General features: G+C 43.7%; 22 protein-coding genes and 1 pseudogene. 18 read left to right on the forward strand and 5 right to left on the reverse strand.

All coding sequences use genetic code 11. From position 1 onward, the window contains the following. From AOG36_RS08735 to AOG36_RS07870, 4 genes are all read left to right on the forward strand, one after another. The coding region (locus tag AOG36_RS08735; protein ID WP_162200209.1) for a hypothetical protein at nt 1-669 on the forward strand (669 nt) is incomplete at its 5' end. Nucleotides 670-1291: 622 nt separating this feature from the next. Next, nucleotides 1292-1531, forward strand: a complete 240-nt coding sequence (locus tag AOG36_RS07860; protein WP_053825829.1) for a hypothetical protein — start codon at nt 1292-1294, stop codon at nt 1529-1531. Nucleotides 1532-1710: 179 nt separating this feature from the next. Beyond that, nucleotides 1711-1908 carry a hypothetical protein gene (locus AOG36_RS07865; RefSeq protein ID WP_053825830.1) on the forward strand — a complete coding sequence of 66 codons (198 nt, stop codon included), beginning with the start codon at nt 1711-1713 and terminating at the stop codon, nt 1906-1908. A 9-nt stretch (nt 1909-1917) separates the two neighbouring features. Beyond that, nucleotides 1918-2181 carry a hypothetical protein gene (locus AOG36_RS07870; RefSeq protein WP_053825831.1) on the forward strand — a complete coding sequence of 88 codons (264 nt, stop codon included), beginning with the start codon at nt 1918-1920 and terminating at the stop codon, nt 2179-2181. A gap of 784 nt (nt 2182-2965) precedes the next feature. Here AOG36_RS07870 and AOG36_RS07875 read toward each other — a convergent pair. Further along, on the reverse strand, nt 2966-4696 hold the full coding sequence (locus AOG36_RS07875; protein ID WP_053825832.1) for a replication initiation protein: 1731 nt from the start codon (nt 4694-4696) through the stop codon (nt 2966-2968). Nucleotides 4697-5817: 1121 nt separating this feature from the next. On the opposite strand from AOG36_RS07875, the gene AOG36_RS07880 reads away from it, so the two are divergent. The 11 genes from AOG36_RS07880 (at nt 5818) to AOG36_RS07935 (ending at nt 12476) form a co-directional block, all read left to right on the forward strand. Continuing rightward, nucleotides 5818-6057 carry a hypothetical protein gene (locus AOG36_RS07880; protein WP_053825833.1) on the forward strand — a complete coding sequence of 80 codons (240 nt, stop codon included), beginning with the start codon at nt 5818-5820 and terminating at the stop codon, nt 6055-6057. 267 nt (nt 6058-6324) lie between these two features. Then, nucleotides 6325-6741: a hypothetical protein gene (locus AOG36_RS07885; protein ID WP_053825834.1), complete on the forward strand. Its 417-nt coding sequence runs from the start codon at nt 6325-6327 to the stop codon at nt 6739-6741. Between the two features lie 392 nt (nt 6742-7133). Next, nucleotides 7134-7622 carry a hypothetical protein gene (locus tag AOG36_RS09170; protein ID WP_238374894.1) on the forward strand — a complete coding sequence of 163 codons (489 nt, stop codon included), beginning with the start codon at nt 7134-7136 and terminating at the stop codon, nt 7620-7622. Continuing rightward, entirely contained in the window at nt 7612-8514 is a 903-nt protein-coding gene (locus AOG36_RS07895) for a tetratricopeptide repeat protein (RefSeq protein ID WP_053825836.1), read from the forward strand. The genes AOG36_RS09170 and AOG36_RS07895 overlap by 11 nt, the downstream gene beginning before the upstream one ends. Before the next feature lie 23 nt (nt 8515-8537). Continuing rightward, nucleotides 8538-8960 carry a hypothetical protein gene (locus AOG36_RS07900; RefSeq protein WP_053825837.1) on the forward strand — a complete coding sequence of 141 codons (423 nt, stop codon included), beginning with the start codon at nt 8538-8540 and terminating at the stop codon, nt 8958-8960. Nucleotides 8961-8969: 9 nt separating this feature from the next. Beyond that, a complete protein-coding gene (locus tag AOG36_RS07905) occupies nt 8970-9746 on the forward strand; it encodes a tetratricopeptide repeat protein (protein WP_053825838.1) in 777 nt (258 codons plus the stop codon). Nucleotides 9747-9944: 198 nt separating this feature from the next. Further along, nucleotides 9945-10826, forward strand: a complete 882-nt coding sequence (locus tag AOG36_RS07910) for a hypothetical protein (protein WP_156294640.1) — start codon at nt 9945-9947, stop codon at nt 10824-10826. A 34-nt stretch (nt 10827-10860) separates the two neighbouring features. After that, complete coding sequence (locus tag AOG36_RS07915; protein WP_053825840.1) at nt 10861-11295, forward strand: tetratricopeptide repeat protein; 435 nt, start codon at nt 10861-10863, stop codon at nt 11293-11295. Between the two features lie 252 nt (nt 11296-11547). Beyond that, complete coding sequence (locus AOG36_RS07925) at nt 11548-11784, forward strand: hypothetical protein (protein ID WP_053825842.1); 237 nt, start codon at nt 11548-11550, stop codon at nt 11782-11784. 61 nt (nt 11785-11845) lie between these two features. Then, nucleotides 11846-12121, forward strand: coding sequence for a tetratricopeptide repeat protein (locus AOG36_RS07930; protein ID WP_053825843.1), 276 nt, complete (start codon nt 11846-11848; stop codon nt 12119-12121). 85 nt (nt 12122-12206) lie between these two features. Beyond that, on the forward strand, nt 12207-12476 hold the full coding sequence (locus tag AOG36_RS07935) for a hypothetical protein (RefSeq protein ID WP_053825844.1): 270 nt from the start codon (nt 12207-12209) through the stop codon (nt 12474-12476). A gap of 1134 nt (nt 12477-13610) precedes the next feature. Here AOG36_RS07935 and AOG36_RS07945 read toward each other — a convergent pair. Then, complete coding sequence (locus AOG36_RS07945; RefSeq protein ID WP_053825845.1) at nt 13611-14291, reverse strand: hypothetical protein; 681 nt, start codon at nt 14289-14291, stop codon at nt 13611-13613. Further along, the gene (locus AOG36_RS07950; protein ID WP_053825846.1) at nt 14292-14813 is read right to left on the reverse strand and encodes a hypothetical protein; all 522 of its coding nucleotides are present in this window, start codon (nt 14811-14813) and stop codon (nt 14292-14294) included. Between the two features lie 590 nt (nt 14814-15403). On the opposite strand from AOG36_RS07950, the gene AOG36_RS07955 reads away from it, so the two are divergent. Genes AOG36_RS07955 through AOG36_RS09175 form a run of 3 tightly spaced genes read left to right on the forward strand, consistent with a single transcriptional unit; the run spans nt 15404 to nt 17409 of the window. Next, nucleotides 15404-15844 carry a hypothetical protein gene (locus AOG36_RS07955; RefSeq protein ID WP_053825847.1) on the forward strand — a complete coding sequence of 147 codons (441 nt, stop codon included), beginning with the start codon at nt 15404-15406 and terminating at the stop codon, nt 15842-15844. A 7-nt stretch (nt 15845-15851) separates the two neighbouring features. Then, nucleotides 15852-16571 (forward strand): Fic family protein, encoded by a 720-nt coding sequence (locus tag AOG36_RS07960; protein ID WP_053825848.1) that lies wholly within the window; start codon nt 15852-15854, stop codon nt 16569-16571. Nucleotides 16572-16593: 22 nt separating this feature from the next. Further along, nucleotides 16594-17409: a hypothetical protein gene (locus tag AOG36_RS09175; protein WP_053825849.1), complete on the forward strand. Its 816-nt coding sequence runs from the start codon at nt 16594-16596 to the stop codon at nt 17407-17409. A gap of 12 nt (nt 17410-17421) precedes the next feature. Here AOG36_RS09175 and AOG36_RS07970 read toward each other — a convergent pair whose 3' ends face one another. Together AOG36_RS07970 and AOG36_RS08415 are read right to left on the reverse strand one after the other, a co-directional pair. Further along, nucleotides 17422-18651: a type II toxin-antitoxin system HipA family toxin gene (locus AOG36_RS07970; RefSeq protein WP_084815823.1), complete on the reverse strand. Its 1230-nt coding sequence runs from the start codon at nt 18649-18651 to the stop codon at nt 17422-17424. Between the two features lie 1705 nt (nt 18652-20356). Then, nucleotides 20357-21049: pseudogene (locus tag AOG36_RS08415) on the reverse strand (RNA-guided endonuclease InsQ/TnpB family protein); the annotation flags it as partial. Nucleotides 21050-21559: the final 510 nt, after the last annotated feature.

The raw sequence follows: 21559 nt of genomic DNA on the forward strand, positions 1-21559 counted from the left end.
ACACCCAAAGACGAGACCGCTCAACAAGTCGTAACACCCAAAGACGAGACCGCTCAACAAGAGGACACACCCGAGCCTAGCAACACACCCACAAAAGAGGCTAATAGCCAAGAGGACACAGAGCAAGATGTAACCCCCCCACAGATGACAGACAACGCCCCCATCGCCACGCATTTGAAAGGCATCAACGGCCAGTCTGCAACGACAACTTGCGGGCGTGTTCGAACAAAAATCACCCAGTTGCAACAACAACGCCAAGAAGTGCAAGAGCAAATCCAACAGCTCAAGGCGCAAAACGAGGAGATAGAGGCAAGCCTTCACCAAAGCTACCAAACCCTAGAATACCAGCAGAGCCTACAAGAAAAAGCCAAAGCCCTAAACCCCAAAACCTACCAACAGATCAACGCCCTTTTAACCCGCCACTTCACGGGCAACACCAAACTGCTTGCAAACGCCCTTGCCAAATGGATGGAGCAAACCTATTTCTATGCGTGCGAGGATTTAAAGAAGGGCGTGTTGGACGAGGGCTTTTACACACTCATTTTCTTTCTCCAGTCCTTTTTGCCTTTTGCCCTAGAGGAGCGGGTCTTTGGGAGCGACACCAACAAGGTAGAGGCGTTTATGCAAATCGTGCAAGAGGCTAGAAGCTTTTGGGAGGACAAGAGCTAAGAGCTAATGGGTCAAGGGACAGACTTTAAACACCCAATACCTTTGCTTAAAAACTCTCGCGCCGCTTGACCCAACAAACCCAACGCAAGAGCTATTAGCCCCCTCTCATCTCAAGGGACACCACACCCGATCTGCCACACATCAGCGACCGCCATTAAGCCCAAAAGGTTAACATCAGTGGCGCGCACGGGTCTTCAAAACGGGTGAGTGCAAGGGCTCATAGCTATAAGTGGGTTGGGCGTGGCATTGGCCAGTCAGCTAAAAGGGGGTTCATAGCGCAAGGGCTTTGGCGGGTCTTTAGATCGGAGCGCGGGCGTGATAAATATTTGCGACTGGGTGATGAACGGGAGCTCATAGACTTGTGGTGGGTGGTGGCGATTAGGTCAGCGATGGCGGGTTTTGGGTTTTAATGGAAGATGTGCTAAGACGCGCCCACCCTGCAAAACACGGCGAACGAACGGGCTTTGCCACTTTTGAAAAACTGCACTTCCTTTTCAACGACAATCGGCAATTTAACAACCTCTAACACCTAGCACCACCCACCAACCTTTGCTTTTAGCCCTTGCTCCGCACAACCAAATCTCACTACTTAAGCATAAGTTAAATGAAGTCAAGGTAAAAGGTGCAAGAGATAGAACCCGATGAATACGGGCGCACAGAGCACTGCTATGTCAAAGGCGCGATGTTGGATAAAGCCTTTATGGATAGAGCGGCTAAAGGTGAGGAAATGGATTTGCAAAAAATCTTGGAGGGCTTAGAGCTCATTGAGTTTAGACCCAACGCCACGCTTTTAACACAGGCACGCAATGGGAGTTTTGTTCCCGGGGGCTTTATAAAATCTCTAAGGACAGCGACTACTTAGCCCCCTACACCAACAAAGTTACAGGACAGAAAAAGAAATCACGCACGGAGGGCATTTTTGCAAACCTCTACACCAGCGGCGATGAAAAGCAGACCCAAATTGTCTATAACCAGATCGGCGCGTTCGTCATCAACAAAATCAAACACGAAAAAGAGCTTTGGGACGAACACAAGGCAAAAGTGTCTAAATTCTTGGCTAGAAACTACTTAGACGAGATTAAGGACATTTGCGCCATTGGCTATACCCCCGATGAGGAGGAACAAGAGGCCGCCAACTTCGCTCAAGCCATTGCCAAACCTAGACAAACAGGGATGATTGGCGACATTGATTTGCCCTACGACCCTAGCGGCGATGAAGTCCAAACAGGTCAAGAGTAGGGGGGTGCAATGACACAAATGGCGCAAAAATTCATCATAGGGGGAGTGTGGCTAGTAGCTGGTGTGATTGGGCTTCTTTGTTACCACAGCGCGAGCCGCCTTTTTTGGACGACTTCAAACACGGGCTTTCTCATCATAGGGACTTTGTGGATTGCCTATGGGATTATTGCGGGCAACACGACATGGGCGTTCTTTGAGCGTGTCCTTAACTTTGTGTTACCCTTCGTGGCTATAGGTCTTGCTTGGATTGTTGCCATGCACTATGGGGTTTAAACCTATGCGGACACACCACATCATACTTTTTGGGTTGGGTATCACCTTGGAGGGTGCAATGATTCACACAGCCCGTTAGTGTTTCAGCAGGCAAGAAGCCAACAAAACCTTTAGCCGCTATGACTGAAAGAGAGTTGCAAAAAAGACTTAATCATGTTCGGGAGCAAAAGGCTAAAGCGGTAGCGGAAGTAGGAAGGTTAGAGAGCGAGGTGTCAAAAGCCATCAACCGCCTTGAATTTCCCGCCCAAACAGGCGTAAACTTTCAAATACCCGCCCGAAGTGGCAGACAATGACAGCGAGCTAATAGCCTTAAGAGTGCAGGCGATGAAACACCGGTGGAGTTCGACCCGGGTTATCTTTGGTGAACCACAGGAGACCTTTATGCAATGTGTGAGGCACAGCCCACAGAAACTAACCTTTTTTTGCACATAGAATAGCCTCGCAGAGCAAACTTATCCAAAATTAGCTTGCGAATGTCCTATAAAATAGCAAATTATCCAACCCTGAAATGGTGCGCTCACAAGTTCGCTTGTAATTTGCCACTCAAACGCCGTGGGGCTTCAGGGTATCAAGTTAAAACGCTCTAGGATTGCTTTAGGTGTGTAAGGATAGAGGTTTTGGTTTGAGTTGCCGTTGTGGGCGATTTTAGCAGGGGGTTTTATGCTGTATTTGGTTATTTGGTGGTGAAAGATTTATTTACTTTTATTTTTATGATTAGTAGCTTATACTTAGAGGTTGTTCGAGTTGTCAGTAGTGCGTTGCCAGGTGTTTCTACGCTCTTGGCTCACTCCGCATATTTTTTAAACCAACTCTTAAAGTGCTTGACATTATCTAAAATGAAGGGGTTTAGAATCTTATGGGGTTTGTCTATGTCTTGAATATCCACTCTAAGCTTGTTAGTCTCAGTATATGTGATGTCTTTAATCTTAAGAACAGCTGGCACACCATTGTTGCTCATGTAAAGATTGCGTCCTATGTATTCTGTTAGGTCATTGTTAGGGTTTAGAGTTTGTGGTTGGCTAGGTTGTTGTGGTTGGTTTGGTCTTGTCAAACCTTGAAAAGTTTTAAAGCCATTTTTGTCTGTTTGCAACTCTATTTTGACTTCTTTGGGTTGTGGTGTTTGCTGTGGTGTCTGTTGCGTCTGTGGTGCTTGTGAATTTACGATTTTGTAACCTCCCTTTGCCATAGCTGTTAAGAAAGTTTCCTTGTTAGCTAATACAGCACTTTTGGCCTGAAACTCTTTGCCCTCTCTATAGTATTTCACTAAAATTTCATAGCCATCCTTGGCAGGCTGTATGCCATCAACCACAAGAACAACACTGGGGTCTTGGGGTTTGTAAAAGGCCATATCTATGACTTCTAGCATTTCATTGTCTAGCTTGGTTTGTTTTGCTTGCTCCATAGAGCGTTTGAGTTGTTTAACCGCCTTTTCACTTCTAATTTTCCATGCAATGGTTCTTAAATCTCTTTTAGCTTGTTCTCTATCCTTGCTGGTCTTGGTGAGCGGTTGGAAGTAAAACTGGATGTGGGTGATGCGATTACCCATGCCTTTGGTCTTTAATTTCTCATAGCAAAGGTGTTCAAAGTGCGGGAGCTTGTGGAGTTCTTGGATTGCGGGTTTGAGAATCTCGTATTCAATCACACGAACCAGTTTAATTTTTTCAGAAATTCCCATTAAGGTTCTAAACTCCCCCCACTCCATTTTAGGGGGCACTCCTGTGCTTTTCCATTGCTTGAGAAGTCTATAAAGGGTCTTAGCGTATTTGCCACTGATGTTTTGAAACTCCAAGAGTTCAAAAGAAGTAAAGTTGCCATGGAGGTAGTTAAGCAAGTAGCCAAAATGAGGCATATTTACTTGGATTTCTATACTTTTAACTTGGGTCTTTTTGGTGTCGTGGTAGTTGATAGCAAAGGTTTTAAAAAGTATGTAGTTTTCATCTCTTTGAGGCAAGAGTATCCAAAAGTTAGCGTTGCTAATGTTTTTCCAAAGTCTTTTGACAACACCACTTAGGTCACTGTGGCTGATCTTAACCGCATGGGTCATTTTTTTAATCTCATCAAGATCAAACACCAAGAGCTCATCTTGTTTGTCTTTGAGTTTGTGGAAGATGGCAAAGAGTAAGTTTGCCTCTAATGTACCTAGTTTGCCTAGAGATACAGAATTGACATCGTTGTGGAAGGTTACATACTTCTCAGCGATGGCATTGGTGATTGTGGGGGTGTTTTGCGTGATAACTTCGGTTGTTATGGGTTGTTGCGTGGGTCGTATGGGGGTTCCTGTGGTTGTAGGTGGTGTTGTTGGTTGCTGTTCTGGGGTGTTTGTGGTAGTTGTTTGATCTTGTGTGGAGCTTGGGAGTTTGGTGTGTTGTGGAGCTAAGGCTAAGAGTTTTTGTAGACATTCAGCTTTTTCTTGCTCTAAAACGCCCTTAAGCGTGGTATTAGTCTCGGCATTAATTAAAGCTTGTAATCCGTGTAATTGTTGTATCAAAGCTTGTTTTTGTTGCTCTGGATTCACGATTTTATCTTTATCTTTCTTGCTTATTGTATATCTTTTAAGCTTAAATAGTTCTATTAGTGCGGATTTTACCCCCTATTAGTGCGGATTTTACCCCCTATTAGTGCGGATTTTACCCCCTATTAGTGCGGATTTTACCCCCTATTACTCTCCACGAACCCCGTCCCACACGAGGCCCGCGCCCCTCTTAAACATGTTAAAAGGCTATGCCTTTAAAAAGGTTAAAAACCTGCGCGTGCCTGCGCATCATGCTCGGGAACTAGGATCAGCCTCAAAGTGGGTGAGAAAACTTAGAAAAAATGAAAAATTTTTGATGCAAGGGTGCATGAATCGGTAAGCCAAGCTGACGCTTGGCATCATATTGCTCTTGGGGGCAAGCCCCCAAACCCCCAAGAGAGGGTTTTGAAGTGAGAGATGAGTTTGTTTTCTTGACTTTATCACGCCATTGCAGTAAAGGGAGCTTTTTGGTTTAAAAATGAGAATCAGCGTTTAAAAGGCCATAGGACACTTTCTTGGGTTGATGGGTGTTTGGGGATGTGTAGGATAGGATAAAGGAATAGTGCAGCGTTATTTTCACTTCGAGTAATCAACCTCGTTAATTGTAAAAATGCTAAAAAAATGCTAGAATACCGGAGTGCTGTGTGGTTTTTGCCCCTTGCTTACAGATTCGCGATTTGCAAACTAAAACTGATGTGAAAGGGCATCTGTGAAAATTTTGGCTTTGATTTTCTTTCCATGGGCGTTTTTTGCATTAAGAGGTAAGTATTGGTTGGCTATTTTTACCTTTCTTATTCAGTTGAGTTTGTTGGGTTGGGTGATTAGCATCGTTTGGGTCATTACGAGCCATGAATATAAGAATTTTGATCAATTGCCTAGAGGTACTTTCCCCTCTATATTCTTCCCCTTTGCTACATTTTTTAAGCAAGGGCACCACGGTTTGGGGTTCTTGTCTTTGTTATGTGGGAGTTTTGTCTCCCCCTTTATTGGTGTGCTCTCTGCGGGATTTCTCGTTCAAATGTCTGGAGTAAGCGATGATATGACAAAGAGCATTATAGGTTTGTCTGTATTGTTGTCGTGTATCATTTGGCCTTGCTGTTCCATCTCTGCTCTTAAGTCCGTTGGTGTGTCTTCTGTGGCACAATCAACAATCAACAATCAATCCATCTTTTGGCACAGATTTAGAACATTTTCTTGCTTCCTTACTTGCACTAGATGAGGCACAAAGACTTGTCCTTTTAAAAACTAAATCTTCTAAAGAAATAGCGCAAATCCAAGCCCATTTAGAAAATCTGCCCCTCGCCCAGCAAATCCCCATCAAAAAGGCCATCAAACAGATTTTAGAGGAATTAGACACTGTTTGATTCGGCTTTGCTAATGGTAAGTGAGATAGTTGTTAAACGATCTAGAGTGGATGCGGAACATTCTCCTTCTTTTTGCGTTCTTTTTATGAATTTTTTGGGGCGATCTTTCTTATTGGTTTGGGGTGCTGTCGTTATGGGTCTTTCCGGTGATGTTTCTAATCGCAAAAATCTCGCGCTCAAAACCGTTGCAGAACAGCAAGTCCATGCACCCACAGACGCATAAAAAACGAATTTTGAGAGATACCCTAACATGTTGATGAGGTGCTCTTGTTAAAGACTATTCTTGCCGTTCTTAAAATCATCGAACCGGCTTTAACAGTGTTTAAAAAGGGAGGTTGGATCACTTTGCTCATCTGTGTTGTAGTGGGTGTGGGGATTTTTATCGTACAATACATGAAGAAAAACCGTAGCACAGAAGAAACCCAAGTAACCCCTACAAATCCGCCCATGCCAACAACCGCCACGCAACCAACTTATCCCCCACCTAGTACAGAAGTGGCGATAAACACAGACCTAGAAACTCTGTTATCCCTTGAAGACAACCAACAAGCTAGCTTTTTGCAAAGCAAAACCCTTAAAGAGATCGCCCAACTCCAAAACCTCCTAGTACACCTGCCCCTCGACCAACAAACCCACATTAAAAAGGCAATTTTAGAGGTCTTTAGGGAGCTAGGGCATGCTTAATGAGAGCAACGCAGGAGGCAGAGATGCATAAAATCTTAGCCATCGTCCTTTATCCATGGGTATTTTTTGCTTTGAGGGGCAAATGGGGCAAGGCGCTTCTCACGGGATTTTTATTCTATCTGGGTTTTATATTTGTTGTGTTGCTTATGATGAGTGTTTTGGCTAGTTCCAGTTCAGAAGAAAATCTCCCATCTCTGCCCACATATTTTGCCTACTTTGCCTACTACATGACAATAGTGTTTGTCATCCTTGGAATCAAGCGCACAAGAGCCTATAAAAGTGTAGAGGCATTGCCAAAGGGTATTTTTATTGCCATTTGCCTTCCCTTCCTCACACTTTTAAAGTATAGACGCTTTGTTTTAGGGGTGCTCTCTCTTGCTAATACTGTCATTTTGTTTGTTATTTATACTCTTTATCTTATCAGCACGAGCGACTTGCACCACTACAGCACGGGCGCACTTATCTGGCATTTAGTCTTGTTTACCGCAGAGACTTTTCATGTGTTGCCGGATTTGTTAAACACAAATAACACGGATGCCATTGATGCTATAAGAGGATTGTCTGCATGTATTTCTTGGATTGCGCAATTTGTTGCCTTGATGAAATGTGTGGGCATGGATTTAGCTCGGCAAGAGGCGCAAGCGATGCCCACAATTCCTGATGTGGTAAGTCTCCAGAGCGTGCAACACCCGGATATTCTAATCTTGATGGGGCTCGATCACGCGCGTAAAATCACCTTTTTAGAACATAAAACCCCTCTAGAGATCGCTTCGATTCAAACGGGTTTGGGGAATTTGCCTCTTGAGCAACGAATTTTCATTGAAAAAGCCATTAAAGAAAGCATCCAACAAGTTTTACGAGGAGAACAGCATGCTAGGTAAAGATTTAAGTCATGCATTGCAAATAGGCTGTGCGGTGTGTCTGTGTGTGGTGTTAGGCGCGTGCTCGAGCGAGAGTCGCAAAAAGATCGCCTGTTCTGTATTTGGGGAGTGTGCCTCCAAAGAAAACACTCAAAATCCTAAAACAACCTACACAAGCAAGCAACCCCAACAAAGCCAGGGCGATGTGTATTTTTCAACAGCTATGGATGCCTATGGCAATAAGGATTATTCCAAAGCTTTAGAGTTCTTCCAAAAAGCTATAGAAGCGGGCGACATGGGAAGTTATGCTTTTTTAGGAAACATGTATTTATTGGGTTTTGGGGTAGAAAAGGATTATTCTAAAGCTCTAGAATACACACAAAAGGCACTCAATACGGGTATTGCTGAAACCCGTGCTTTAGCTAATAATAACTTGGGTTTTATGTATTTAGAGGGTAAGGGGGTGGTTAAAGACTATGCCAAAGCCTTTGAGTATTTCCAAAAAGCTCTCTCTTTTGGAGAGACCTTCCTCAACCCTATGGTTTATTGCAATTTGTCAAGCATGTATTTAGGAGGCTTGGGTGTAGAAAAAGACTACCAAAAAGCCTTTGAATATTCCAAGAAAGCCATGGGCTCAGACAATCCAGTAGCAAAGTCTTCGGCCTACAGTAATCTAGGCTTTATGTATTTAATGGGTAAGGGAGTGGTGAAGAACACACAGAGCGCGCTGGATTATTTCCAAAAATCTGTGGAAATAGGGGGCGATGGGCTTGGTGTCGCCCAGGGCTACTATGGACTGGGGATCATGTATGGACAAGGTCTAGGCGTGGCTCAAGACTTAAACATGGCTAAAGAATATTACAGGAAGGCGTGCAAATTAGGGTTTGAAGAAGCTTGCCCATCTAAACAATGAAGCAAAACATATAAGGAGTATCCATGGGAACACTGCCCTCTAAAGTTTCCAGGTTTTCGTTTTTGCGTCTTCTGTTCTTTGGTCTAGGTGTGTTGTCTATGTTTGGTATAGCCCAAACTCTTGTGGCCTATCCCTTAAGATTTGATGTGCGCAAACAAGAATTTAACCTTTTTGGGGTTGGTCTGGGAACACTCATTGAGATCACCTCGAAAAATAGAGACCCCGTGCGCATTGAATCAATAGTCGTGAACGAAGGTAATTCTTGCAATGATTGGAGTCAAATCATGGCAGATGGTAGACCGGCTAGAGGGAATAAAAGGGGGTATGTTTTGAAGTATTCACAAGGCTATATGATCGGTGTGGATTGTCTGCCCTATAAAATTCTCTCAGTGGAGCTAGACACCCATTTGGGCAATATCACCTACACTTTTGACAATGGAGATTGAGGAGCGCACATGGCATACATTAACAAGCTTAAGGGATTTCATGCCTTGCGGGCAATTCTGCTTGTGGGCGTGTTGATTTGTGGTCTACACGGCGAGGGCGACTCAGAGCAAGCAAACCAGTATTACCAGACAGGCTTGCTAGCCTACCAACGCAAAGATTATGCCTCCGCTCTTAGCTATTTTAGGAAAGCTGCGGATATGGAAAACACGGGAGCCTATTTTTACTTGGGAGTGATGTACCGGCATGGGCAGGGCGTGGTTAAGAATCTTGACAAAGCGGGTGATTATCTAAAAGACGTAATGGATCAAGATGATGGTTTGGAGTATCTCAACAAAACTGCACAGAAAGGCATTCCTGACGCTTGCATTGTCTTGGCCTTGTTTTATGGCCTCCAACTCGCTTCCGCTAAGGATGGGCAGGAAGGTTTAAAATATTTCCAAAAAATCCTACAGTATGCACAAAAAGCTGCAGATATGGGGGACTCTCTAGGATATACGGGTTTGGGGATGCTTTATTATAAAGGCGTGTCCGTTATGGAATTGTTAGGCGATAAACCCATCTCTCCTCACTTGCAACAAGAAGTGCAAAAATTATCATCTTTTCAACCAAATTACCAAAAAGCCTTGGAATATTTCCAAAAGGCTGCAAAAATGGGAGACCCTGTGGCTTATATGATGTTGGCTCAAATGTATGACAACGGTGATGGTGTAGGGCAAGATGAAGAGATGGCTAAGCAATACAAACAAAAAGCTTGCGATGCGGGTGCAAAAGATTTTTGCCCGTAGTGAAGAATGCTAGTGTTTTTAAAAAAGCGTGTGTGGCAAATCTGTCTTGCAGTGTGCATGTGTATTGCCTTGGTCGCATGTTCAAGTGATAGTCGTAAGAAAATCGCTTGTGCCATAGTGAAGTGCGATTCTAAAGAAGACACCCCTACACAACCCAAACAAATAAGCAAGTCTCAACAAAGTCAAGGCAATAAGAACATGAGCCCGCAAAACATCGCCCAGACCGATATACTATACACGACCATTGCCCTTAAACAAGCTATCGCCCTAGCCACAAACGGGTATGACAATGACAAGGACGCGGAAAAACACGCCAAAGAAATAGGCTATACCGCTGAAGATTTTAATCCCGTGCTAGGTATGGGTTTTGCAACAGATAAAGATAGAAACTACTTCTACTTGCAACATCTACATGATGAGCCCGATAAGAACAACCCAAGCGCGCCCGCAACACGGGTTTTAGATATTTATGTCCTACCACCCGATAAGAACAAGTTAAACCCGGAGCTTTTAAAAGAGGATAGCAAGGGGCACAAAGAGTGGGATTTTCCTTACTATGCCCACCAACAGCTAAAAGGGTATATGCTAAAAGACTCAAAGGGCGAGAAGTTTATCCCTACCGAAGTGGTGCAACGCCAAACCATTAAGACCAGCACGGGCACTTACTTTGTAGAAGGTCGTTTTGAGCGTGATGGGGCACAGGGGGTTAAGGGACATGTAACCATTAAAGACGAAAAGGGCAACACGCTCACTCCACAGAACCAAGCGGACTTGGAAAAGTTTGTTTCTATTGCCAAGCTTTGCGGTGGCGCAACCCGTCTTTATGCAGAACACCGCAACAATGGAAAAATCACTTTGAGCGGGGAAGACGGCTTTTTGATTGGTGAATGGACGAGCCCTCGTGATCTGCCCTTTGACGACCTTATCAACACCAAACACGCGATGAGCGCGCAACATCAAGGCGGATTAATGACCGATAAAGTCTTTGCCACAAAGCAAGAACAACAGCAGCCCGTCAAACCCCCGTTCATAGTGCCAAAAAGCACCACGCAAGAAAGCACAAGGCACACCATCAGATGACAAGGCTTAAAATAAATCTTAATAAGGAGTAAAAATGTCAGTGGCGTTTAAAAAATGTGTGTTGCGGGTTTTGCTAGGGCTCGCAGTGGTTTTTGGGGTCTGTTATGCGGACAGTAAGGCGGATAAGTATTACAAAATGGCAAAGTCTTACAATAGCCATAAAGATTACGCCAAAGCTTTGCACTATTGGCAGGCACTAGCGGATATAGGAGATGTTAGGGGATATAATGGCTTGGGGATTGCATATTATATGGGCGAGGGTGTTGCTAAAGATTACGACAAAGCCATCCAATACTTCCAAAAAGCGGCAAAAATGCAGGGCACTAAAAGCTCCAAGAAAGATGATGATGAACCTACACAGATTGATGTGGTGATCGGCGATGCGGGAACTACCAATTTGGGACACAACTACAGAAACGAACAAGAAAGAATAGACACCGAACGCATGTATGGTGCATACCAACACTAGAAAGGATAAAAGATGTTTTCAATGGGACTTAAGCTTTTTATGATGTTTGCCGCGGTTAAGATGGTGAGCCCAAAAACGGCTGATAGTATTGTTAGCGCAATTAAAAACCTTTTCTCAAGCCTAACAGGCAAAAGGCTACCAGCTCCCAACGCAGGCGTGCGTCCCGAGAACAGGCTTGCTGATATGCCAATGACACACAACACGCCCGAGCCCACAAAAGCGGTAAAACCCCCACACAGATAAGGATTTGATATGGCAATGATGATCATGGCACTTTTAAGCTCACTAGGCGGGGGCTTGATGTCAATGTTAATGCCTCTCTTGTTACTTTTCATGGCAAATGGTGCATTAAAGAACTTTGGCATTGACCTTTTAGGCACTCTACAAAACGGCTTGCCGCAATCTGTGCAGAATTTATTTATAAGATGGGTCAATTTTTTGGTGGCAAGGAACAAACGACACCGCAAACAACAAACAAAAAACTATTAGTCCGGGGACTTCTAGCAAGTCGATAAGCAACTACAAAAAAGCAGGGGATACAAGGGATGCTTTGACTTATACTAACTTGGGGATTGCATATTATATGGGCGAGGGTGTTGCTAAAGATTACGACAAAGCCATCCAATACTTCCAAAAAGCGGCAAAAATGGGAAGTGCCAAAGCTTATAATGCTTTGGGGGATTTATACGGAGGTGCTGAGTGCGAAACGTCAGTAGGTGTGTTCCCAAAGGGGTCGTCAGAAGCCAAAGCCAAAGAATATTTTAAAAAGGCTTGCCAAGTAGGTGATGAGCAGGGTTGTGAAGCTTTAAAACAAAAAAGGCGTTAAGATGGTCTTGGATTTCTTTAATTGCCAAAGGTGGCTCTAGCATTGCAACGATGAAACAAACAAAAGCTAAAAGCAGGAGGAGATGATGAGCAAAATGGCGCAAAGAATGGTTTTTGGTGTGGTGTGGGTTATCTGTGGTTGTGTTGGGATTTTTCATTATCATAATGGCAGCATTGGTAGCATTTGGGATTTGTGGGATTATGTCTTGCTTGGTATTGGCGGCTTGTGGTTTTTCTATGCTTTTAAGGCAGGCGTGGCGACTTGGGTATGGTTTGAGCGTTTTCTTTTGTGGTTTCCTATCGTGGGTGTAATCATTCTTGGCCTAGCATTAGTATTTAGACACTTTAACGGATAGCCCACGCAGACACGCCACATGTCAATTTTTGGGTTTGGCATTATGCTTTTGTTCTTGGACTTTTTATTCGTGGGCGCGGTGTTTGCGTCTGTTTAGGGAGGTTACGATGCTTTATGATTACGACTTTAATGACCCACAGCTAGTAGCCTTTAGCTCTAGCTATTGGGAGTATGTCAATCTAACATCGTGCTTAAAAATGCCGACCTTAGAAAAGGATTGAGCAAGAATCGTTTTCACAACCACTGGGTGAAGGCTTTCGTTCCCACTTATCTCGTAGACAAAAGCCCTGAAAGGCGTTTAAGCTTTACAAGCTTATTCTAATTAGCATGGGGGCTACTAAAGGGCGTAGCATTGGCCTTTTTTGTAGATTTTGCAACTCTTAGTGCGGTTTGGGGGGTCTTACGCAGATAGCATTGGACCATGCTTTTTAAACTAGAAAAACTGCCTGTGGCACTTTTGTAAAAACTTCCCTTTAAAGCGAATTTTTAGATGTCCTACGCTAGGATGGACGCATAATTCGTAAGGCGGACCCTCGCCATCTAGCCACTCGTTAAGGGTGGTTGGCATATTCCAGTAATCTTTCACTAAAAGCCATTAGTAGGTCGTCTAAGAATCTGTCTATTCTATCCGGGGTTATCCCTATGGGCTTGTTTAGGATTTTTAGGATGTTTGTGGTTAATCTCGGGTAGCTTTTGCCATTTTTGCCCGTTCTTGTTTTGGTGATGTTCTCCCAATGGTAACAGCGGTTGCGTAGATTGTGGAATAAACTTAAGGCAATAACAGCCTTGTTGTAGTTACTCAAGTGGCTTTTTTTGCCTTTGATGAAAATTTTTTCTTGCCTATAGTTTGGGTCGTAGTGTTTGAATTGGATTTTCTCAGCATTGAAAATGCGCGCAAATAGCCCCTCTCGTTTAATGATGTGAATCACCATGCCCAAAGTCATTTTAGAGAGATAGCTATCGTGGCTAAGAGCGGTTGCCTTGCACGCCTCAAGTATTTCTGCCCGCATTTGGATCACACGGGGGTCTGTGGAGTTGTTAATCCATTCTGTGTCTTTGGTACTCAGTAAATAGTCTAAAGAATTNAGGATGGACGCATAATTCGTAAGGCGGACCCTCGCCATCTAGCCACTCGTTAAGGGTGGTTGGCATATTCCAGTAATCTTTCACTAAAAGCCATTAGTAGGTCGTCTAAGAATCTGTCTATTCTATCCGGGGTTATCCCTATGGGCTTGTTTAGGATTTTTAGGATGTTTGTGGTTAATCTCGGGTAGCTTTTGCCATTTTTGCCCGTTCTTGTTTTGGTGATGTTCTCCCAATGGTAACAGCGGTTGCGTAGATTGTGGAATAAACTTAAGGCAATAACAGCCTTGTTGTAGTTACTCAAGTGGCTTTTTTTGCCTTTGATGAAAATTTTTTCTTGCCTATAGTTTGGGTCGTAGTGTTTGAATTGGATTTTCTCAGCATTGAAAATGCGCGCAAATAGCCCCTCTCGTTTAATGATGTGAATCACCATGCCCAAAGTCATTTTAGAGAGATAGCTATCGTGGCTAAGAGCGGTTGCCTTGCACGCCTCAAGTATTTCTGCCCGCATTTGGATCACACGGGGGTCTGTGGAGTTGTTAATCCATTCTGTGTCTTTGGTACTCAGTAAATAGTCTAAAGAATTACGCAGGGCAATCTCTACAAGGGCGATTTTATGCGTGTATTTGCCTATGAGCTTTAGATTCTCTAGGTGTGCTTGTAAATCCCTACCATAAGAGTCTAAACGCTTTTGGGATAGTAAAGTTTCTAGGTCTAACCTTGCTGCCTCCATCTATTCAACCTCTTTTGCACTCATAGCCTCTTGGACTTGGTTTGTTGCTTGGTTTGCCATAGTGCTGTCTTTGTTACCTTGCTTAGGCTTTCTACCTCTTGGTTTTTTGGTTTCTTGGGTTTCTTGGGGCTTGTGGGGCTTAATGGGTTTAGAAGTGTCCAGTCCTTGCTGTTGCTCTGTTTTTGTATCTTTCGTGTCTTTCTCTTGGCTAGCTGTGTCGGCTTGGTTAATCTGTGTAGCCTCTTGCTCCCTTTGTTCTTGTTGCACCACTCTTGTGTGTGTGGCTGTTGTAGCCCCTAGCAACACCTTTCTAGGTCTGCCTACAGGTCTTTTACCCTCAAGCTCTGCTGTGAGTATTTTTTTGTTCTTGTTTGATAGGCTTAAAAGGTGCTTAAAGCCTTCTTGAATCTCCAAAGCCTCTTCAAACAAATCTAGTAGGCCTGCTTTTTTCATTTTTTCTTTAATCTCTTGCAAGCGCAAGGCATAGCTTGTGATGTCCTCTGTAGAAGTGATGTCAAACATGGCGAGCTCCTTTGATTGAAAAATAGTAACACATTATACAATAAATTAATTAACAAAATTATTTAAATAAATTAATATTAAAGATTAATAAATTATTTAAGTGTTTTAATTAAATAAAATAATTAAAAATAAAAATCAAAAAAGATTTAAACAATAGCCATAAAAGCCCTATAAATAGGCATTTATGCTTGTTTTTGCAAGGCATTGATTAGGGTTTTTGGTGTGTTTTGTGGAGAAAAAGTATACTTAAAAATATAACAAATCGGGCACAATTTTTATTATAACTGCGCTAAATTTAACAGATAAATCCTAAAATTATGAAAGAATATTTGTGAATTTTTTGCAATATTTTTAATAAAAATTCTTGTATAAATTCTCTATAATTTTCCTCTATACTAGATACTGCTAGCTGTGGGTTGTTGAAGCGAGAAGCCCACCCCGTCTTTAGCGGGTGGGCGATTCACCACCATAGTAAAATAAAAAAACATAGCAATAAATAACCAATTCTTGCTATACTTTATGCTCTACGCCAACCACTAACTAAAAGGAAAGACATAAGTCCTACACTACCCGGGTCAAAAGAGGAGTTTATGCAAAAATTCCACGAAATAAAAGCAAGCCAAAATCTCAATAAGGCAGCAACACCCAACAAAGAGCTCACGGGCAACGATAAGGCAATGGCGCGTATCAAACAAGCGGGTGCGACCCTTAAGGGCAAAATGACCGATCCGATTGCCAGCCACCATGTGCATGCAGCCGTGCATAATGCCCCGGGCAAGGCTACCAGCATGGGATTAAAAGCAGCAGCAGGCGCATTCAAATCGCACGACCACCACTTGAGTTCCCCTATCGCGCAATTCATCGGCGGTGTGCTAGAGGGTGCGGCTCAAAGCAACTTGGGTAATGAAACCAGCGCACGCGAGCAAAAAGACCGCATTAAGCGCACACGGGAGGAACATTTAAGTGAGGGCAAGAGTGCCTACAACAAACACATTGCCGATACAGAGCGCAAATTACAAAGGAAAATGTAGGGCAACAATGGATTACAAACAAGTTTTTTCCAATGCAGAGTATTTGCTTGATCTTACCATTAGAATGGCGCACCACAGCACAGCCATTGAGGGTAATTCTCTCACGCAGAATGAAACAGCAAGCATTTTAGTAGAAGGCTTTATTCCCAAAGCGATGAGGGAAAGAGAATACTATGAGGTGAAGAACTACCAACAACTCATGCCATTCTTGCTTGAGAGCCTAGAAAATAAGACACCCATAGACAATGAGTTGATTAAGAAAATTCACGCCATTCTCATGCAACATCTTATTGACAACCACGGAAAGTTTAAGACCATTCAAAATGTCGTGTTGGGTGCAGATTTTGAAACAGAAAAACCTTATAAAATTCCCATGACGCTCAAAGACTGGTGTGATAACCTTGCCTATCAGCTTGATCGCTCACAGAGTGATGAACACAAGCTTGCCATTATCATGGATGCCCATATTAAATTTGAACGCATCCACCCTTTTAGTGATGGGAATGGGCGCACGGGGCGTTCTTTGATCTTTTATAGTGTGCTAGAACACAATCTTACACCCTTTGTCATCACTAAAGAAGTGAAAGATACCTACATGCGGGCTATGCGTGCAGAGAATACACAGCAATTAGTCCAACTGGCTAAAGAAGCACAGGCAGTAGAGAGAAAGAGGATAGAGAGTTTTTTGGAACAATATAAGCATCGCGTAGGTCAATGGAAACTATAAAGAACAAACTGGAGGTAAGAACATGATTGAGCTAGACAGACACGAGGAACAAGAAGACTCTTTAAGAATTGTGAGCGAGATGTTTGAAACGACCGACCTTTTAACCAACCCCACAGCCTCTAAGACAGAAAATGCGTTTATGCGCCTAGCGGGTCTTCTAGGGCTTTATAACTTTCAAAACGAGGCGGGCGATTCCATTGGAGCTTTCTCTAGGCTTTTGATAAGCTTTGTCAAAAAAGAACACGGGATAAATATCGATAGAGGGTTTCAAATGCCACCTCTTGCGCTTGTCAAGGCAGATCAAAGGCTCATGTTTCTCACATCCGAGCCTAACAACAAAAGCATTGATCCTAGCCACCACAAAAGCACCATCTGCTTTCGCCTTGAGAACAAAAAGGGCAAATACTATTACCGCCCACTTACAAGCAAAGATGAGATGCTTTTTAAAGGACTGATGGATAGTTTCAATGCCTATTGTTCCAACCCTAACTGCTCCATGAAAGTAGATAACACCATCATCTTTAATAGCAGGTGGCTTAATGCTCTAGAGCTAACCAATGAATATCTTTTAGAACGCCTGAAAAAGAAAGAGGCCATATTACTTTATAACGACTACGAAAATGGCAATATACGGATAACCTTTACCCCACGCGCACAATTTTACAACTTCTTGCAAAGCCCTGATTGGAGCAAACAAAGCTATACGCAAAGAATGCGTTCCCTAGAAAAAATTCTACACATCAAAGGGTTAGTGCCACCACCACTCCCAAGTCTTGGCGAAAAAGTGGCTAGTGGCATAGATTCGCTCAAAGTGGCGTTGGGATTAAAGCTCTATTGAGTGGCTTTGGGCTTAAAGTGTGAGTGGCCTTGATTGATTGCTTTTAGCTGGTGTTTGGGTTTGCTTTTTAGCCTTGAGGACACCTAAATAGTTTTGGATTTTTCCAAATTCAGCGTGGGCGTAATTGTGTTCCAACTCGGTTAAGTTGTTTTTGTTGATGCCATTTTTTCTTGCGATGGACTCAAAGTTTTCTTGGGCTATAAGCATAGCTGATAAAATTGTGGCAAACATCGTGTGATCCACATTAAAATACTCTTTGATTTGATTGAATAAATCCAAAGAGGGCAATGGCTCACCGGGTGCAAAAAGCAAAGCGTGTTGTTGTTTGTGCCAATCTGTGGGGGTGGGAGTTATATCAAAAGCAGGACTAAGAGCCCATTTGCCATTTTGATATAACAAGCCGTGGTTACGCAGATGGTCATCGCAATTCCCAAACAAACCATTAAACACCATGCGCCTAAATAGCTCTTGCCGATCTGGTATAGATAACTTTTGGGACAACTCGCAATAGTTATAAGTTTCCCCGTCCTTAGCCTCTAATAAAGTCATCGCAGACATATAGGGGATACGATCTGTAGAGATGCGATCAAAACGCTTGACTAAAAGAATTGCTTGGTCGCCTATATGGTGTAAATGGCTTTCGCAAACATTAATCCCGGCTAAGTGCGCTAAAAACAGCATCGTTTGTTCGCATTCGGGGATTTGGCTGTCTTTATCCTTAATTGATGGGAATTTAGCGATATAAAGCGCGCCTTGTTTTTCTACACCTGCTTTTGGTCTAGCCCCGCCCAAACTGCCTGATGGGCTTAATAATTGTTTAATGTCTTTATCACAAGCTTCCCCTTGTTCTAACCGCGCTGAAGCCTCGCTCAAGGCATTTAAATGTACTAACTTGGGTATATCGGTCGTATCTGCAACAAATTTGCCCTCTGTGTGTAGGCGCAATGCCCCCATTCTAAAATAATCACTCGTGCCGAGCATGTATTGGCTCTCGCTTAAAAGACCCTTGTTCTTGCGTCTTTGAACCAAACGCCCCCACCTATCCGGGCTAATATCTTGGAAACAACCCCATAGCGTAGTATCCGTGCAAGGATATTCACTCAAAGGCAACTGCGGATCAAGCGCAAAACCTTTTTCCAGCCACGATGAGGTGTAAGTAAAACAATAAGTTTCTTTGAGTCCTTGAGCCCATATCTGCAGATCGCCTACTTTTACTTGATTACAAAACACTGATACTGCCATGTGCGTCTTCATTTGTCTGCCTATTTATCTTGCCAACATTGTATCCCACCTTGCCTTTCACAGACCTTCAGCCCCAACCCCCAGCTACTAGCCACACCTAAGTCCAACCCCTTACCACTCCACCCAAAACAAGACCAACTGCAACACGAGAGAACCCCCAGCTTCTAGCCCTTTTACCACAAACCCATCGTCAGCCAAGAGCTTTGACCCCCCTTCTCCCTAGATTTTACCCCCCAACCTTAAGAAAAAACTTAAACCGCTATACCCGCAAAATAGGGATTTGCCAAACCTTAAGCTTAAAAGTGCCGTTTTCACACCGCACCCCACGAAGCCCCTAAAATAGGGCACTCACAAAGGCAGTTGCAACCATAACGCACGCACGCACATGACACGAGGCAAAACCCCACTGCCACACAAGGCCAAAAACGGCGCACAGATCCGCCAACCCCCCACAACACCCAGTAGGCAAAAACCCACGAAACCCCACGATAAGGGCATTTCTAGGCATTTTATCCCCCGTCCCTAACCCTTGCAACCGCCTAAAATAGGGCACATATCGCTTAAACCCCTCTAAAATGCCCTACAATCGCTTTGACCCCCAAAAGAATACCGACATAGCACCCCCCCCTCATCTTTTCGTTTTACGGGGCTTCTACGAGGCTAAAAACGCCATTGTTTCTCTCAAGCCACGATTGACATGCCAAAGTCTAATTTTGAGAACACAGAACAAGGGCTAAAAGCTTCTCCTCGTCTTTTGGCAAGAAAACGCCGTATGGCTGGGAGTTTCAACGACTTTTGGCAGATCGAGAGTCTTCGGGTTTTGCAACGGCTTTTTGTGGCTTTTAGCCTTGTTGTTTCCCTGTTTTTCGGGGTTTCTCGCGGGATTTAATCCCGTTTGTCGCTAGACGGGGGGTTCGCGCGGCAGTGCTATGAGAATTGCCGTAGCGTCAGCGTTAAGCGGCTGACACACTCTGGTGTGTCTTCTCATAGCACACGGGGGGACTTCGTCCCCGTCTAGCTTATAGTGCGTAGCACTGCTAGACCATACGCGCGTGGCGCGTTTAAGTATATAAACGGCTCTGCAAGCCCCTATTTTAGGGCGGTGTGAAAACACAATTTCGGTGTGAAAACGGCATTTTTCGGTGTGAAAACGGGTATTTTTTGGTGTGAAAACGGCATTTTTGACCCCCCTAAAGTTGCATTTTCACACCGCATTTTCACACCGAACCTTAAATTTTCACGCCTTTTTTTAGCCCCATTTACCCCCTAATCTTAAGCCCTTAACCTTAAAGTATTTTTTTATGGCTTTTAGCCCCGTGTTCAAGGGCACTCAAGCGGTTTTTTTAGGGATTTTTTAGGGACAAGAAACCTTAAGCGAGCGGAGGGCTAGAATGTGGCGCAAAACGCGCAAAAAACTAACATATCCACGCCCATGTGTTAAAGAAAACGCAAAAAACTAACATATCCACGGGGCACCACACAAGGGCGCGCCAGAACGGCTCATCATCTTTGCTAAACAGGGGCTAATAGCTAGAATCTAGGTGGCTCTAAGAACATGAAACAAAGGCTAGTAGCTTTGGGGGTTGGGGTGCGCCGATCTAGCGATGGGTTGTGCTACACTTTGGGTTCAACTATATATATAAAAGGACGCGTATGTCAGGTAGCAAGAAACCGTTCTTACAAACCTATAAAACCGCATAAAATCCTATAAAATCCTATCAATAGAAAAAAATTTAAGCGGTTTCTGTTGTATTCCTGTTTCCACCATGCTGGTTACTAAGCCATTCTTTGCAAAACAACTTAATAGAGCCGTCATGTCCGCAGGCGTAAATTCGGTGGGAACTCCACCTACTAAATGCTTCACTAGATTAACACTGGCGTTAAAATCTCTATCCACCGCCATACCACACGCCCCACAATGATACACTCTATCACTAAGCGTTAAATCCTTTTTGACATTGCCACATCCAGAGCAAGTTTTAGAGCTAGGATAAAAGGCATCGGCTCGCTTGATCTCTCTGTCATAGTATTTGGCTTTGTAGCCTAAGAGTGTGTTAAAGGCGGATATACTGACATCGCTTAAGGCTTTGGCTAGTTTAGAGTTTTTAAGCATATTCTTAACCTTTAAGCTCTCCATGCATAGGACTTTGGCATGCCGTATCAATGCAGTGCTCAACTTGTGTAAAAAGTTATTGCGGGTGTTGGCAATGCGTGCATGTAAGCGGTTTAGGCGTAAAGTGGCTTTAAGATAATTAGCGGATTTTCTAGTCTTGTCGCCTTTGGTTTTCGGGTGTTGCTTTTTAGAAACTTGCCTGCTAAATCTTTTGAGCCGTCTTGTTAGCCTATTTAAGGGCTTAGGCGCTTGGATTTGTAAGCCATTAGATAGACTAGCAAACGATCACAAGAGGCTATCAGCTAGAAAGAGGGAGAGCAAGGACAGCTAAACAAGATGTAACACCAATGCCCTAAAGGCTAAACAGCATGAGACACATTCTGTAAGGACAGCTAAACAAGATGTAACACCAATGCCCTAAAGGCTAAACAGCATGAGACACATTCTGTAAGGACAGCTAAACAAGATGTAACACCAAACCCAAAGACGCTCAACACAAAATGACACCAAACCCCCAAACAACTAAACAACCTTGTTATCAACTCTCTCTTTGCGCTAAACAAGTTGTAACACATTCTGCAAGGACAGCTATTAGCCTTGTTGCTGATAATGGGTTGCGCGCGACAACTAGAAACGAGGTCATCACCTCCACAGAACAAGGGCTAATAGCTAGAGAGGGGGGGAACGAAAGAGAGGCGGGGCAACCCAAGAAAAGAGGGGGGGGGGGGGGGCCCCCCCCCCTCAAAAAAAAGGGGAAAAACAAAATTTGTGGGGGGAGCCACTATTACCGCCTCC

This window comes from Helicobacter heilmannii, assembly GCF_001283065.1.
GTDB lineage: Bacteria > Campylobacterota > Campylobacteria > Campylobacterales > Helicobacteraceae > Helicobacter > Helicobacter heilmannii.

Coding starts and splice junctions, on each gene's coding strand:
- AOG36_RS07870 (WP_053825831.1), top strand. CDS start 1,918: ATGACACAAATGGCGCAAAAATTCATCATAGGGGGAGTGTGGCTAGTA.
- AOG36_RS07895 (WP_053825836.1), top strand. CDS start 7,612: ATGCTAGGTAAAGATTTAAGTCATGCATTGCAAATAGGCTGTGCGGTG.
- AOG36_RS07900 (WP_053825837.1), top strand. CDS start 8,538: ATGGGAACACTGCCCTCTAAAGTTTCCAGGTTTTCGTTTTTGCGTCTT.
- AOG36_RS07905 (WP_053825838.1), top strand. CDS start 8,970: ATGGCATACATTAACAAGCTTAAGGGATTTCATGCCTTGCGGGCAATT.
- AOG36_RS07910 (WP_156294640.1), top strand. CDS start 9,945: ATGAGCCCGCAAAACATCGCCCAGACCGATATACTATACACGACCATT.
- AOG36_RS07915 (WP_053825840.1), top strand. CDS start 10,861: ATGTCAGTGGCGTTTAAAAAATGTGTGTTGCGGGTTTTGCTAGGGCTC.
- AOG36_RS07925 (WP_053825842.1), top strand. CDS start 11,548: ATGGCAATGATGATCATGGCACTTTTAAGCTCACTAGGCGGGGGCTTG.
- AOG36_RS07935 (WP_053825844.1), top strand. CDS start 12,207: ATGAGCAAAATGGCGCAAAGAATGGTTTTTGGTGTGGTGTGGGTTATC.
- AOG36_RS07945 (WP_053825845.1), bottom strand. CDS start 14,291: ATGGAGGCAGCAAGGTTAGACCTAGAAACTTTACTATCCCAAAAGCGT.
- AOG36_RS07950 (WP_053825846.1), bottom strand. CDS start 14,813: ATGTTTGACATCACTTCTACAGAGGACATCACAAGCTATGCCTTGCGC.
- AOG36_RS07955 (WP_053825847.1), top strand. CDS start 15,404: ATGCAAAAATTCCACGAAATAAAAGCAAGCCAAAATCTCAATAAGGCA.
- AOG36_RS07960 (WP_053825848.1), top strand. CDS start 15,852: ATGGATTACAAACAAGTTTTTTCCAATGCAGAGTATTTGCTTGATCTT.
- AOG36_RS09175 (WP_053825849.1), top strand. CDS start 16,594: ATGATTGAGCTAGACAGACACGAGGAACAAGAAGACTCTTTAAGAATT.
- AOG36_RS07970 (WP_084815823.1), bottom strand. CDS start 18,651: ATGGCAGTATCAGTGTTTTGTAATCAAGTAAAAGTAGGCGATCTGCAG.